We start from the raw sequence: 13,872 nt of genomic DNA, 5'->3' as shown, positions 1-13,872 counted from the left end.
CCGGGCGCGTCGGCCTGGGGCATCGTGGTGGCGGGCGTCGGCGGTACCGGGGTCATCACCATCGGCCAGTTGCTGGGGGTGGCTGCGCACATCGAAGGCAAAGGCGTGGTGACGCAGGATGCGGCGGGCCTGGCGCAAAAGGGCGGCGCCACCTGGAGCCATGTGCTCATCGGCGCGCGCCAGGAGGATATCCTGACCACGCGCGTGGGCACGGCGGCCGCGGACCTGATCTTGGGCTGCGACCCCATCGTCACCGCCAGCGCCGAGACGCTGGCGCGCATGCGCGAGGGGCGCACCCACGTGGCGCTCAATGCGCAGGCGACGCCCACCGCCGCGTTCGTCAAAGACGGCGCTTGGCAAAACCCCTCGGCGCGGTGCATCGCGGCGATCACCGAGGCCGCTGGCGCCGCGAGCGTGTCGGCGTTCGACGCCGAGGCGCTCGCGCAGCGACTGCTGGGTGACACGCTGTACGTCAACCCCATGGTGTTGGGCTACGCGTGGCAAAAGGGGTGGATTCCGCTGGGGCTGGCGTCGCTGCAGGGCGCCATCGAACTCAATGGTGTGGCGGTGGCGGCCAACCTGGCGGCTTTCGAGTGGGGCCGGCGGGCCGCACACGACCCGGCTGCGGTGCAGCGTTGGGTGAGTCCGGCGCAAGTGATCGAGCTGCGCCCGCGCCGCACGCTCGAGCACCTGATTCGCACGCGCGTCGAGCACCTGACGGGCTACCAAAACGCCGCCTACGCCCAGCGTTATGAAGCGCTGGTGCGCCGCGTGCAGCAGGCCGAAGCGGCGCTGGGAACGGGTTCGACCGCGCTGGCCGAAGCGGTAGCGGTGCATCTGGCGCAGCTCATGGCCTACAAGGACGAGTACGAAGTCGCGCGGCTCTACGCGGACGGCGCCTTCTTGCAGCGCTTGCGCGCGCAGTTCGAGGGTGACTTCACGCTGCGCTTCCACCTAGCGCCCCCGTTGCTGGCCAAGCGCAACGAGCGCGGCGAGCTGGTCAAGCGTGAATTCGGCCCGTGGATGATGGGCGCATTTCGCGTGTTGGCGCGGCTCAAAGGGTTGCGTGGCACGGCCCTCGACCCCTTTGGCTACACCGAAGAGCGGCGCACCGAACGCGCGCTGATCCGCGAGTACGAGGCAGCGATCGACGAGGTGTTGCGCGATTTGCGGCCGGAACGCCTGCCGCTGGCGCTGGAGATCGCGCGCTGGCCGGCGCGCGTCAAGGGCTTTGGTCACGTCAAGGCGCGCCACCTGCAAGCGGCCCGTCCGCTGTGGGATGAGCTGCGGCGGCGCTGGCGAGCGGGTGAATCGGGCGCTGTGCCCGCGGCCCGCGCGGTGGCCTGACGCCGAGCGCACCACTGCTGCGGGCTGCTGGCCGCCGCGCGTACACTGTGCCCCTTTTCGGGTCACACAGAGGATGGCGATGGCCGCAAGTGGCGATGGGGCGGTGGTGCCCCCAATGACGGGAGGCTTGGGCAGCGGGGTGTTGTGGGCGCTGGCCGCCGGGGCGCTGTGGGGGTTGGTGTTCGTCGCGCCGCTGATGCTGCCCGAGTACCCGGCGGCGCTGCTGTCCGTGGGGCGCTATCTGGCATTCGGGCTGCTGTGCGTGCCGCTGGCCTGGTTCGACCGTGCCGAGCTGCGCGCACTCTCGCGCGCCGACTGGTGGCAGGCGCTGCAGCTCGCGTTCGTCGGCAATCTGCTGTATTACCTGCTGCTGGCCGGTTCGATCCAGCGCACCGGTGGGCCGCTGTCGACCGTCATCATCGGCACGCTGCCCGTGGTGATTACCATCGTGGCCAACCGGCGCGACGCGGCACGCGACGGCCGCCTGCCCTGGCGGCGTTTGTGGCCAGCGTTGGCGCTGATCGCCGTTGGCATCGCGCTCGTCAACCACACCGAGCTGCAAGCCGTCGTGGCGGATCCGGCGCGCGACGTCGCCGTGTATGGGCTGGGTGCACTGCTGGCGGTGGGCGCGGTGGCGTGCTGGACCTGGTATCCGCTGCACAATGCCGACTGGCTGCGCGCCCACCCCGGGCGCAGCGCGCGCGCCTGGTCCACTGCGCAGGGGTTGGCGACCTTGCCGCTGGCCGCGCTGGGTTACGCGCTGGTGTGGGGGCTGGATGCGGTGCGTGGCGAGCCGTTTCCCATGCCCTTCGGGCCGCGGCCCGAGGTGTTTCTGGGGTTGATGGTCTCGGTCGGGCTGTTGGCTTCGTGGTTGGGCACGCTGTGTTGGAATGCGGCCAGCCAGCGCCTGCCCACGGCGCTGGCAGGGCAGCTGATCGTCTTCGAGACGCTGGCGGCGCTGCTGTACGCTTACCTGTGGCGTGGTCAATGGCCAGCGCCGCTGTCGCTGTTGGGGATTGGCGCGCTGGTGGCGGGGGTGCTGTGGGGCGTGAATGTCCGGCCGCAGCCGGTCGTCGCCCACGCCCACCCCGACTGAGCGGCGCGCCCGCTACAATGCCCGCTTGCCTTCGGGGCGGCGTGACGCGTTGTGCCGTCATCGCAGGCCCGTTTTTCACCCTTTTGCACGCCTGAGGATATCGACGTGTTCATCTCTCCCGCTTATGCCCAAGCCGCCGCTGGCGGCGACGCGCCCTCCACGCTCATGAGCCTGCTGCCGCTGCTGCTCATGTTCGTGGTGCTGTACTTCGTCATGATTCGGCCGCAGATGAAGCGCCAAAAAGAGCACAAGGCCATGATCGACGCGCTGGCCAAGGGCGACGAGGTCGTGACCGCCGGTGGCCTGCTGGGCAAGGTGACCAAGGTCGCTGACAGCACCATCGGGCTGGAGCTGGCCGACGGCGTCGAGGTGCAGCTGCAGCGCACCGCCGTGGTGCAAGTCTTGCCCAAAGGCACATTGAAGTGATCGGGGCGGCGCCGCGCGGGGCGACGTCCTGCCCAACCGCAGCGCGCCGTGCGCCGCAAGGGTGGCCTGTATGAACCGTTACGCCTGGTGGAAGTACGCGACCCTGGTGGTCGTGCTCGTCATTGCCGCGCTGTATACCCTGCCCAACTTCTTTGGCGAGGCGCCAGCGGTGCAGGTGTCGTCGGCGCGCGCCGGGCATCGGCTCGACGAGGGGACGGTGCAGCGCATCGAGCAGGCGCTGGCTGCCGCCGGGCTGGGGGCACAAGCCATCCAGTACGACGGCCAGACCGTGCGCGCGCGCTTTGCCAGCACCGATGAGCAAATCCGCGCCCGCGACGCCATCGAGCGCGCGCTCAACCCGGATGCGGCCAACCCCGCGCACGTGGTCGCGCTCAACCTGCTGCCGCGCACGCCCGAGTGGCTGCAGCGGCTGGGGGCGCAGCCCATGTATCTGGGGCTGGACCTGCGCGGTGGGGTTCACTTCCTGCTGCAAGTGGACATGGCCGCAGCCCTGGACAAGCGACTGGAAGGGCTGGTGGCGGATCTGCGCACAGCGCTGCGTGACAAGGGTATTCGCCACGGCGGGGTGCGGCGCGAAGGAAACGCGGTGACGGTGCGTTTGCGCGAGGCGGGCGCGGTGCGGGGCGCCGAGGATCTGATCGCGCGCGATTTTCCCGACTTGCAGCCCTCGGTGCGCGAGGAGGGGGCAGAGACGGTAATCGCGCTGACCCTGCGCCCGGAGGCGGCGCGGCGTATACAAGAGCAGGCGCTCAAGCAAAACATCTTGACGCTGCGCAATCGCATCAACGAGCTCGGGGTGGCCGAGCCCGTGATCCAGCAGCAGGGGCTGGACCGCATCGTGGTACAACTGCCCGGGGTGCAGGACACCGCCAAGGCCAAGGACATCCTGGGCCGTACCGCTACGCTCGAGATCCGCATGGTGGACGAAAGCCCCGAGGGACTGGCCGCCGAGCGAGATGCTACGGCGCCCGTGCCGTTCGGCTCCGAGCGGTATTTGGATCGCAACGGCCGCCCCGTCATCGTCAAGCGCGAGGTGATCCTGACCGGCGAGAACCTGACCGACGCGCAAGCGGGCTTCGACAGCCAGACGCAAGAGCCGGTGGTCAACCTCACGCTCGACGCCAAGGGCGCGCGCGTGTTTCGCGACGTCACGCGTGAGAATGTCGGCAAGCGCATGGCCATTTTGCTGTTCGAGAAGGGCCGTGGCGAAGTGGTGACCGCGCCCGTCATCCGCACCGAGATCGGCGGTGGGCGCGTACAAATCTCCGGGCGCATGACGACGCAAGAGGCCAACGACACCGCGCTGCTGTTGCGCGCCGGATCGCTGGCCGCCCCGATGGAGATCGTCGAGGAGCGTACCATCGGCCCGAGCCTGGGGGCCGACAACATCCGCATGGGCTTCAACAGCGTGGTCTGGGGCTTTGCGGTGGTGGTCGCCTTCATGTGCATCTACTACCGGCTGTTCGGGGTGTTTTCCAGCGTTGCGCTGGCGGTCAACCTGATGCTGCTGGTGGCGGTGCTGTCCATGCTGCAGGCGACGCTGACGCTGCCCGGCATCGCCGCCATCGCGCTCACGCTGGGCATGGCGATCGATGCCAACGTGCTCATCAACGAGCGGGTGCGCGAGGAGCTGCGCAACGGCTCCGCACCGCAGACGGCCATCCACAAAGGCTACGAGCACGCCTGGGACACGATTCTGGATTCCAACATCACGTCGCTGATGGCGGGGCTGGCGCTGTTGACGTTCGGCTCGGGCCCGGTGCGCGGGTTTGCCGTGGTGCACTGCATCGGGATATTGACCAGCATGTTCTCGGCGGTCTTTTTCTCGCGCGCCTTGGTCAACCTGTGGTATGGGCGGCGCAAGAAGCTGCGCGCCGTCTCGATTGGCATCACCGTCGAGCCCGCGTCGACGGGCAAGGCGGGCTGATCCGCCGGGAGAGCGACGATGGAACTGTTTCGCCTGCGCCGCACCATTCCGTTCACGCGCCACATGTTGGTGCTGAACCTGATCTCGTTCGTCACGTTTTTGGCGGCGGTATTTTTTCTGGTCACGCGCGGCCTGCACCTGTCGATCGAGTTCACCGGCGGCACCGTGGTGGAAGTGGCCTACACGCAGCCGGTCGATCTGGCGCAGGTGCGCAGTGCGGTGGCCGGCTTGGGCTACAGCGACGTGGCGGTACAGCACTTTGGCAGCGCGCGCGACGTGATGCTGCGCCTGCCGCTGCGCGAGGGGGCGTCCTCCAGCCAGCAGACCGAGGAGTTGCTCGCGGCGCTGCGCGCCCAGGATCCGACGGTGACGCTGCGCCGCACCGAGTTCGTCGGACCGCAGGTCGGCCGCGAGCTGGTCGAAGGCGGTTTGCTGGCGCTCGCGTTCGTCATCGGCGGCATCATGATCTACTTGGCCGTGCGCTTCGAGTGGAAGTACGCGGTCGCGGCGATCATCGCCAACCTGCACGATGTCGTCATCATCCTCGGCTTCTTCGCCTTCTTCCAGTGGGAGTTCTCGCTCGCGGTGCTGGCAGCGGTGCTGGCGGTGCTGGGCTATTCGGTCAACGAGTCGGTGGTGATCTTCGACCGCATCCGCGAGACGTTCCGCCGGCAGCGCAAGATGACGGTGCGCGAGGTCATCGACCATGCGATCACGTCGACCATGAGCCGCACGATCATCACCCACGGCTCGACCGAGGCGATGGTGCTGTCGATGCTGATCTTCGGCGGGCCGACGTTGTATTACTTTGCGCTCGCGCTGACCATCGGCATTTTGTTCGGCATCTACTCGTCGGTGTTCGTCGCCTCCGGGGTGGCGATGTGGCTGGGCATCCGACGTGAGGATTTGGTCAAGGCGACCAAGAAGCCGGGCGAAGGCGACGACCCGAACGCGGGCGCCGTCGTTTGACGTTTTTTCCGTGGCGCGCCGCCCCGCGGCCTCAGGCACTCGCCAGCCGCTGTAGGCGCCCGCCGGGCAGGCGCTGCACCCGGCCGTCGAGCTCCAGCGTGAGGAGGTGTGCCTGCAGACGCGCGGTGTCCCACCCGCAGCGCGCCTGCAACACGTCGAACGGGGTGGGGTCGTATCCCAGCGCGACGAGCACAGGATCGTCTCCAGTGTTCGCAGCCGCCGTCGGCGCCGCCGTGGGGGGCGTGGCGGCGGGCGTTGAGGCGTGCGCCCACACGCCGGCGAGCTCCTCGTGGATGTGCGCGGCGGTCTCGACCAGCTTGGCACCTTGGCGGATGAGTGCGTGGCAGCCGCGCGACTGCGGCGAGTGGATGGAGCCGGGAATGGCAAACACCTCGCGCCCCATCTGCGTGGCGAGTTCAGCGGTGATGAGCGAGCCCGACCCCAGCGCCGCCTCGACCACCAGCGAGCCCTGCGACAGGCCAGCGATGATACGGTTGCGGCGCGGAAAGTGCGCGGGCAGCGGGGGCGTGCCAAGCAGGTATTCGCTGACCACGCTGCCGGCGTGCGCGATGCGATGCGCCAGCGCCCGGTGACGGGCGGGATAGACGCGATCGACCCCGGTGCCGACGACCGCCACCGTCTGGCCGCCCGCATCCAGCGCCCCCTCGTGCGCCGCGGCGTCGATGCCAGCGGCCAAGCCCGAGACGATGCAAACCCCCTCGCCTGCCAGCGCACGCGCGAAAGCGCGCGCATTGTCCGCGCCCTGCGGCGTCGGGTTGCGGCTGCCGACGATGGCGAGCGCGCGTGGCGCGGCCAACGCTACGGGGTCCCCCACCACATGCAGCAGGGGCGGGGGATCTGGCGTGGTCAGCAGCGCGGGGGGATAGGCCTCGTCGCCGAGCGCGAGCAGGTGGTGGTTGGGGTTGGCCAGCAGCCACTCGCGGGTGCGCGTGCGCAGCTCCTGCCAGCCGTCCGGCATGCCCAGTAAACGGGCTGCCGTCACCGCGCCCACGACCTCCGCCAACGTGTTGGCGCGTTGGGCGAAGATTGCTGCCGGCGGGCCGAACGCGGCCAACAAGCGCCGCGCCGTCGTTGGGCCGACGCCGTCGGTGGCCATCAGGCGCAGCCAGTCCTCCCAATCGTCGGGTGCCATGCCGTGTTCCGCCGTCGATCAGGGGTTGACGAACCGATCGCCAATCTGGACGCCGTCGGTGATCTGCAGCACGAGTGCGTAGGCCACGCGGTCGAAGGTGCGAAACACCATCATCAAGCCGTTGCGCTCACCCGGCAACAGCAGGCTCGGGCGGGCGTCGTCGGTTTTGTCCGTGACCTGCGTGCGCGCCTTCAGCAGCGCCAACACGTGCCCCACTTCCAGCCCATGTTCCCGGCCGCGGTTGAGCACGACGACCTGATTCTGGCCTGCGAACCGTACTGCATCGCCGTGCACTTTGACGATCTGGCCCTGCACCGGTTGCCCAGGGGCATGGGGCACGTAGGCGCGGCTTTCCCGAGCCGTCGGGGGCAGCAGCCGGTCACCGATGCGCACTTCCTCGCGCGCGGTCAGGATGTCGACGGTGGCGGGCACGAGCGCGGGCTGGCCGTCCGGGCCTTCGCCGTTGCGCTCGCTGCGCACCAATTGGGCACGACCCACGGCCATCGCCTCGTAGCCCAGTACCTCGCCGGTCTCCGGGTCTTTGAGCGCAGTGGCATTGCGGTAGATCGCGAGCAACCGTGGGCGTTGGCGTGACGCCTCCAGGGCGTCGCCCGACAGCGCCGCGCTGGGCCCGACCTGGCCGCGCGCATAGGCGCGGTCTCCGGGGCCGAGCAGCACGCGCGCTTCCGGGCCGGCGACGATGCGCGGGGCGCGCTGGTGCGCTTGTTCGTCCACCACTTCGACGTCGGTGAGGAACGGTTCGATGGCGCCCGGCGGCAGCGCCGGAATGCTGCCGTCGTCGATGCGCTCCGCCCGAACGCGCGGGGAGAGTTTGAGCGTGGGGGGCTCGTCCGAGGCGAGCTGCAGCACGGCGCGATCGCCCACGCGCGTGAGCACCAGCACTTGGCCCGGGTAGATCAGGTGCGGGTTGCGGATCTGCTGCAGGTTCATGCCCCACAGCTCGGGCCAGCGCCACGGGCGTTTGAGATAGAGTGCGGAGATGTCCCACAGCGTGTCACCGCGCTTGACGGTGTAGCGCTCGGGCGCGTTGGGCGCCAGTTCGGCCAACGGCACCCCCGCTTGGGCGACCTGCTGCGCGGTGCTGCGCTGCTGGGGGGTGATGGGGTAGGGGGGCGCGGCCACGGCCGCGCTACCAGCCAGGCCGATCGCGACCGCGGCGAGCATGGGTCGCCACTGGGCCTTGCGGTGCAGACGGGCATGGGTCGCGGGCGCGCGGAACCAAATTAGGGGGCGCTGGGGTTTCATGGATCGCATTTCCTCCCTTGCGATTGTGCGGGCTGCCCCCACTTCTGGCAATGGCATCGCTGCCGACCGACTGGTCTTTCGCGGCAAAAGTGGCGAAAATACCGACATTCGCCCATGAACATGAATACCACCGTCGAACTCCTGCCCATTTTGCGGTACCCCGACCCGCGCTTGCACACGGTTGCACGGCCCGTGGCGGCCGTGGACGATCGGGTGCGCGCCATCATCCCTCGCATGCTTGCCACCATGTATGCGGCCAATGGCATCGGACTGGCGGCCACGCAGGTGGACATCCACGAGCGCATCGTCGTCATCGATGTCAGCGAGGAGCGCAACCAGCCGCTGGTGCTGATCAACCCCGAAATCGAGTGGGCCAGCGAAGAGAAGCGCCGCGGCGAGGAGGGCTGTCTGTCGGTGCCGGGTATCTATGACGGGGTCGAGCGCTCGGTCGCGGTGCGGGTGCGCGCGCTCGACGAGCATGGGGTGAGCCGCGTCATCGACGCCGAGGGACTGCTGGCCGTGTGCATCCAGCACGAGATGGATCACCTGCAGGGCAAGGTGTTCGTCGAATACTTGTCGCCGCTGAAACGCGAGCGCATCAAAACCAAGCTGATCAAGGCCGCTCGTGAGGCCGCGCGGTCCGACGGACCCGTCCGGTCCCCGGCGCGGGCTCGGCGCGAGGCGGCGGAGGCGCGGCTTTGACCGCGCCCGTGGTAACCGATCCCGCCAGTGGCCAGGGGGGTGACCGGGGAACCGGGGCGAGGCCATTGCGCGTGGCCTTTGCCGGCACCCCCGACTTTGCCGCGGTGGCGCTGGCGGCGATCGCCCAAGCGGGCTACCCCATGGCGCTGGTGTTGACGCAGCCGGACCGTCCCGCCGGGCGCGGCCTGAAGCTGCAACCCTCTCCCGTCAAGACCTTGGCGCTAAAGCACGGTTGGCCGCTCGCGCAGCCGCGCGGGTTGCGGCTCGATGGCCGTTGGGCCGAAGACGCCGCCGCGGCGCGCGACGCGCTGCTGACCGCGCGTCCCGACGTGTTGGTGGTGGCCGCCTACGGATTGATCCTGCCGCGCTGGGTATTGGATTTGCCGCGGTTAGGTTGCCTGAATATCCACGCCTCGCTGTTGCCGCGCTGGCGCGGCGCGGCGCCGATCCAGCGCGCCATCGAAGCGGGCGACGCCGAAACCGGCATCACGCTGATGCAGATGGACGAGGGCTTGGATACCGGCGACATCGTGGCGATGCAGGCGCTGCCCATCGGGGCGCACGAGAGCGCCGGACAGCTGCATGACCGGCTGGCCGCTTTGGGGGCGCAGCTGGTGGTGCAGGCGCTGCAGGCTGCCGAGGCGGGACCATTGCCACGGCGCCCGCAACCCGCGCAGGGCGTGACCTATGCGCACAAGATCGACAAGGCCGAGGCAGTGCTCGACTGGCGGCAGCCGGCAGCGGTGCTGGCGCGGCGCGTGCGGGCATTCGATCCCACCCCAGGCGCGGTGACCGTGCTCGACGGTGCGCCACTGAAGGTGTGGCGTGCACAGGCAGAGATGGCGTCCGCCGTGTCGCCGACCGCACCGGGCACGGTGGTGGCGGCTGATGACCACGGCATCCGTGTGCAGACCGGCGACGGGGTGCTGGTGCTGACCGAGGTGCAACGCGCCGGTGGCCGGCGCTTGCCGGTGCGCGACTTTTTGCGCGGCGCGCCGCTGCGTGCTGGGGTGCGGCTGGGGGAGGGTGCGTGAGCGCGTCGGGCGCGAGCGCGTTTTGGCGGGCGGGGTTTCTCAATCCCGCGTTGTGGCGGCGTGCCGCTTTCGCGACCGGCGCGCGCGAATTGCTCAGCGCCGCCGCGGGTATCGGGGCGTGGGGGTTGATGACGGGGGTGGCCATGGTGCAGTCGGGCCTGAGCGCACCAGAGGCCCTGTGGATGACCGCGCTCGTCTATGCCGGCAGTGCGCAGCTCACCGCCGTGCCATTGATCGTGGCCGACGCGCCGTTGTGGGTGATTCTGGCGGCGGCGTTTTGCGTCAACCTGCGCTTCGTGGTGTTTTCTGCTCATCTGCGCCCGTATCTGGCCCATCTGCCGCGCGGGCAGCGGCTGCTGACCGGCTACCTCACGGGGGATTTGAGCTACGTGTTCTTTGCCCGCCGCTATCCCCACCCGGGGCGCACGGACGACGAGCGACTCGACCAGGAAGCCTACCTGGCGGGCAGCTGCGCGGTCAACTATGCGTTTTGGATGACGGCCAGCGTTATCGGCATCGGTCTGGCGCACGCCATCCCGCTGGAATGGGGGTTGGGGTTTGCAGGGATTCTGGCGCTGTTGGGGGTGGCGTGTTCACTGGCCAGTACGCGGCTGCGCGTGTTGTCGGCGGTGGTAGCGGGTTCCGCGGCGGTGGCGGCGTGGGCGTTGCCGCTCAAGCTGCACATCGTGGTGGCGATCGCGGCAGCGGTCGCCGTGTGTCTGGTCGCCGAGGCGCACGGCCCGCGCTGGCTGCGCGGATCGGCCATTCCTGCGCAGGGCGGCCATGGGTGACGTCGATCCCTATCGGCTGTTGACGTTCGTCGCGCTGGGCGCGATCACGGTGGTGACGCGCGGGTTTTTCTTCCTGTCGGATCGTCCGTGGCGCCTGCCCCACTGGGCCGAGCGGGGACTGCAGTACGCGCCCATCGCGGCGTTGGCGGCGGTCGTCGTGCCCGAGGTGGTGATGCAAAACGGCCAGCTCATCCACACCTGGCAGGATGCTCGCCTGTACGCGGCGGTGGCCGGCGCGGGTTGGTTCTTCTGGCGCCGGGGAGTGCTGGGGACGATCGTCACGGGCATGGCGGTGTATCTGCCGCTGCACTTGGGGCTGGGGTGGTAGGCGCGGCACGGGGGGCGGCGATGCAGCGCGCCATCGCAGCCTCAAGGGCGGGGCGCTGCACCGGCTTGGCCAAAAATCCGTTCATGCCGGCGGCCTGTGCCCGTTGCTGCACGTCGTCCATGACGTCGGCCGTCAGCGCGATGATGGGGACTTGACCGCGCGGCCCCGGCAGGGTGCGGATCTGTCGCGAGGCCTGCAGCCCGTCCATGCCGGGCATGTGAATGTCCATCAGGATGACGTCGTAGTCGTGTTCGGCCGCCTGCTGCAGTGCTTGCTGTCCATCCTCGGCGAAGTCGACGCGATGCCCCATTTTGTCCAGCAATAGGCCGATGACCTTGCGATTGACCGGGTGGTCTTCGGCCACCAGCACGCGCCAGCCGCTGCCGTGCGGCGCGGTCGGGGGCGGGGCGGGGAGTTCGGCGCCGGCCTGCCCGGGCACCGCCTCGGCAGGCGGCGGTCCGTCCATCCAGCCGGGCGTTTGTGTGACGGCAAAGTCGGATGGCGTGGCTTCAGGTGCAGCGATCGGCGTCACCCAGGTGGCCGTGAAGGTGGAGCCTGCCCCCGGCTGGCTTTCGACCTGCACGTCGCCGCCCATCAGGCGTGCCAGCGTGCGCGAGATGTCCAGCCCGAGCCCACTGCCGCCGTAGCGGCGCGTGATCGAGGGGTCCGCCTGCTGAAACCGTTGAAACAGCCGCGACAGGGTCGACGCGTCCATGCCGATGCCCGTGTCGCGCACCACGGCCCTCCAGCGCACCCGTGGTTCGCGACCGGGTACCGATTCCGCGCGCACCGTGAGATCGACCCGGCCACGGTCGGTGAATTTGATGGCGTTGCCCAGCAGGTTGAGCAAGATTTGCCGCACGCGTGTCGCATCGGCGAGCACCCACGGGGTGCCACCGTCGTCGATCGACAGGCCCAGCTCGATCCCCTTGCGCTCGGCTTGGGGTTGCAACCAGCGGTGCACGTGGCGAACCAGCTCTGGTAGATCCACGGGTTCGGGCTGGATGCGCAGCTGGCCGGCATCGAGCGCCGACAGATCCAGGATGTCGTTGAGCAGCGCCAGCAGATGCCCGGCCGATGCGCGCGCGGTCTGCAGAAGATCGCGCTGGGCGGGCGTCAGCGGGCTGTCGGCCAGCAGGTCCAGCATGCCGAGCATGCCGTTGAACGGGGTGCGCAGCTCATGGCTCATGTTGGCCAGAAACTGGCTCTTGATACGGCTGGCGGCTTGCGCCTCGTCGCGCGCGCGGGCCAGGGCGGTGTTGAGGGCTTCGAGCGCTCTGCGCTCTTGGGTTTGCCGGCGCTGCCGCTGCCACAGCGCGAGGGCCGCCAATAGCAGCACCAGTACCTGGGCCGCCATTAGCCAAATGACATAGCCGCGCAGGCGTCGCACCTCGTGCAGCTTGGCAGCGACCCGCTCGCTGACCAGCCGATCGGCGGTCAGTGTCAGGGCTTGCACCTCCGGGCCCAGCGCGTCCATTTGCTGCAGCGCCTCGTCCAAGCGTGGCCCATCGGTTGCCGGCAGCGCGGCGTCCAGGGTTTGCACCAGTTGGTGCAGACGCGGCATCAGCTGCTGGTACGCAGGCAGCTGGCGCAGGGGCTCGATGGAGGGGTTTTCGGCCAGCAGGGCGACACGGCTGGCGTAGATTTCGTGCCGCAACACGACCGCATCCCAGTCGGGGGGCGAGCGGCCCCGTAGGGCTTGCGTGAGGGCGCTGCGCAGGCGCAAAAACTCCCGTTCGTGCTGAAAGGCCAGCGCCGTCAGCGAATCGGCCTGCAGCTGCGCCGATTCCTCGGCCGAGCGGGACTGCTGCAAAAAGACCCCGAGCAGCACCGCCAAACCTGCCGCCAACACGGTGGTGGTGAGCGCGACCCACCACAAAAACCGGCGCCCTTCGGCGCTGGCGGTAGTGGCGGCGGTCGGGGCCGCAGGGGTCGGATTCATTCCACGTCGATCGCCTTGAGCTGCCAGATCGAGCGCTCGTAGTAGCGCAGGTCCTTGAGCGCAGGGTCGCGGTCGAAGGGGTAGACGATGAACAGGGGGCCCTTGTCGCGCACCGCCATCGGCACCCCGTTTTTGCGGGTGGCGATGATGACGTCGTGGCGCTGGGCGTCCTCGAACGGGATCACGACACGGTAGTCATTGAGCGCCGTGGCGCGCAGCTGCCGTCCTTCGGCACGGACGGCGGCCAGTACATCGCGCAGGCGCGGGCCGCGGAAGGTGACCGGTTGATCGTCCCACGGCGTGCGGGTGGTGAAGGTGTGTTGGGGCAATGCCTCCAACATGGCCATGTCGAACGCGGCGTGCGAGCCGTGGTTGCGCACGCCGATCTGCCCCCCCAGGGTCAACACGACGCGGTCTTTGGGCGCTGGCAACGACGCTTGGGCGTGCGCGACGGTGGCCATGCCGCACACGACGGCCGTCAGCGCGAGCGCCACAGATCTGCGTGAAATAGAAAAAACCATACGAACTGCAGCCCCCGGTATTTTCAGATTTGTCAGGATCTTACGACAAGGCACGCGGCGCGCCAATGGGGCGGCTTTGTGGCGGGGCGCTGGTACCACCCGAGCCCTGGGCTGCCGCGCGCGCGGCAAACTCCTCGCGCAGGGCACGCAGCTTGGCGCGCGGGTCCTCTTGCGTGGTGGCGGGGTCGAGCTGCATTTCGGCAATGAAGCGGCTGGGCTGCGCGGTGACGCGCTCGCGCCCTTGTTTGCGCTGCTTGAGCCAACTGACCACCAGCGTGCGCTGGGCGCGCGTGATGCCGACATACATCAGGCGGCGCTCTTCCTCGATGCGTGCGGCGAGCTGCTGCGC

14 protein-coding genes are annotated in these 13,872 nt (G+C 69.2%); 9 read left to right on the top strand and 5 right to left on the bottom strand.

Translation table 11 applies throughout. From position 1 onward, the window contains the following. From Q0716_RS10800 to secF, 5 genes are all read left to right on the top strand, one after another. The coding region (locus tag Q0716_RS10800; protein ID WP_299023106.1) for a DUF6537 domain-containing protein at positions 1 to 1,347 on the top strand (1,347 nt) is incomplete at its 5' end. A gap of 127 nt (positions 1,348 to 1,474) precedes the next feature. After that, complete coding sequence (locus Q0716_RS10795; protein ID WP_299023111.1) at positions 1,475 to 2,443, top strand: DMT family transporter; 969 nt, start codon at positions 1,475 to 1,477, stop codon at positions 2,441 to 2,443. Positions 2,444 to 2,548: 105 nt separating this feature from the next. Next, complete coding sequence (gene yajC, locus Q0716_RS10790; RefSeq protein ID WP_299023104.1) at positions 2,549 to 2,869, top strand: preprotein translocase subunit YajC; 321 nt, start codon at positions 2,549 to 2,551, stop codon at positions 2,867 to 2,869. Between the two features lie 70 nt (positions 2,870 to 2,939). Continuing rightward, a complete protein-coding gene (secD, locus tag Q0716_RS10785) occupies positions 2,940 to 4,817 on the top strand; it encodes a protein translocase subunit SecD (protein ID WP_299023102.1) in 1,878 nt (625 codons plus the stop codon). Positions 4,818 to 4,835: 18 nt separating this feature from the next. After that, entirely contained in the window at positions 4,836 to 5,786 is a 951-nt protein-coding gene (gene secF / locus Q0716_RS10780; protein ID WP_299023100.1) for a protein translocase subunit SecF, read from the top strand. Between the two features lie 31 nt (positions 5,787 to 5,817). On the opposite strand, the gene dprA is transcribed toward secF, so the two are convergent. Both dprA and Q0716_RS10770 read right to left on the bottom strand, forming a co-directional pair. Then, positions 5,818 to 6,939 carry a DNA-processing protein DprA gene (dprA, locus tag Q0716_RS10775; RefSeq protein WP_299023098.1) on the bottom strand — a complete coding sequence of 374 codons (1,122 nt, stop codon included), beginning with the start codon at positions 6,937 to 6,939 and terminating at the stop codon, positions 5,818 to 5,820. 18 nt (positions 6,940 to 6,957) lie between these two features. Beyond that, positions 6,958 to 8,205 (bottom strand): LysM peptidoglycan-binding domain-containing protein, encoded by a 1,248-nt coding sequence (locus Q0716_RS10770; RefSeq protein WP_299023096.1) that lies wholly within the window; start codon positions 8,203 to 8,205, stop codon positions 6,958 to 6,960. A 120-nt stretch (positions 8,206 to 8,325) separates the two neighbouring features. Between Q0716_RS10770 and def the strand changes: the two genes are divergently transcribed. The 4 genes from def to Q0716_RS10750 all read left to right on the top strand — a co-directional run bounded on the left by def (position 8,326) and on the right by Q0716_RS10750 (position 11,060). Continuing rightward, positions 8,326 to 8,907: a peptide deformylase gene (gene def, locus Q0716_RS10765; protein ID WP_299023095.1), complete on the top strand. Its 582-nt coding sequence runs from the start codon at positions 8,326 to 8,328 to the stop codon at positions 8,905 to 8,907. A 65-nt stretch (positions 8,908 to 8,972) separates the two neighbouring features. Then, positions 8,973 to 9,941: a methionyl-tRNA formyltransferase gene (gene fmt / locus Q0716_RS10760; RefSeq protein WP_299023109.1), complete on the top strand. Its 969-nt coding sequence runs from the start codon at positions 8,973 to 8,975 to the stop codon at positions 9,939 to 9,941. Positions 9,942 to 9,991: 50 nt separating this feature from the next. Continuing rightward, complete coding sequence (locus tag Q0716_RS10755) at positions 9,992 to 10,732, top strand: AzlC family ABC transporter permease (protein ID WP_299023108.1); 741 nt, start codon at positions 9,992 to 9,994, stop codon at positions 10,730 to 10,732. Further along, positions 10,725 to 11,060 carry an AzlD domain-containing protein gene (locus Q0716_RS10750; RefSeq protein ID WP_299023094.1) on the top strand — a complete coding sequence of 112 codons (336 nt, stop codon included), beginning with the start codon at positions 10,725 to 10,727 and terminating at the stop codon, positions 11,058 to 11,060. Before Q0716_RS10755 ends, Q0716_RS10750 begins: the two co-directional genes overlap by 8 nt. On the opposite strand, the gene Q0716_RS10745 is transcribed toward Q0716_RS10750, so the two are convergent. The 3 genes from Q0716_RS10745 to Q0716_RS10735 all read right to left on the bottom strand — a co-directional run. Further along, positions 11,011 to 13,002 (bottom strand): response regulator, encoded by a 1,992-nt coding sequence (locus Q0716_RS10745; protein ID WP_299023092.1) that lies wholly within the window; start codon positions 13,000 to 13,002, stop codon positions 11,011 to 11,013. The genes Q0716_RS10750 and Q0716_RS10745 overlap by 50 nt on opposite strands. Further along, positions 12,999 to 13,463, bottom strand: coding sequence for a molybdopterin-dependent oxidoreductase (locus tag Q0716_RS10740; RefSeq protein WP_299023091.1), 465 nt, complete (start codon positions 13,461 to 13,463; stop codon positions 12,999 to 13,001). Before Q0716_RS10740 ends, Q0716_RS10745 begins: the two co-directional genes overlap by 4 nt. Before the next feature lie 100 nt (positions 13,464 to 13,563). Further along, positions 13,564 to 13,872: 3'-5' exonuclease (locus Q0716_RS10735; protein WP_299023089.1), on the bottom strand; the 309-nt coding region annotated here is incomplete at its 5' end.

Source organism: uncultured Tepidimonas sp., assembly GCF_938045175.1.
In the GTDB taxonomy this organism is placed as follows: domain Bacteria; phylum Pseudomonadota; class Gammaproteobacteria; order Burkholderiales; family Burkholderiaceae_C; genus Tepidimonas.
Note: the sequence above shows the minus strand (reverse complement) of the source record. Positions and strands in the feature narration are given on the sequence as shown.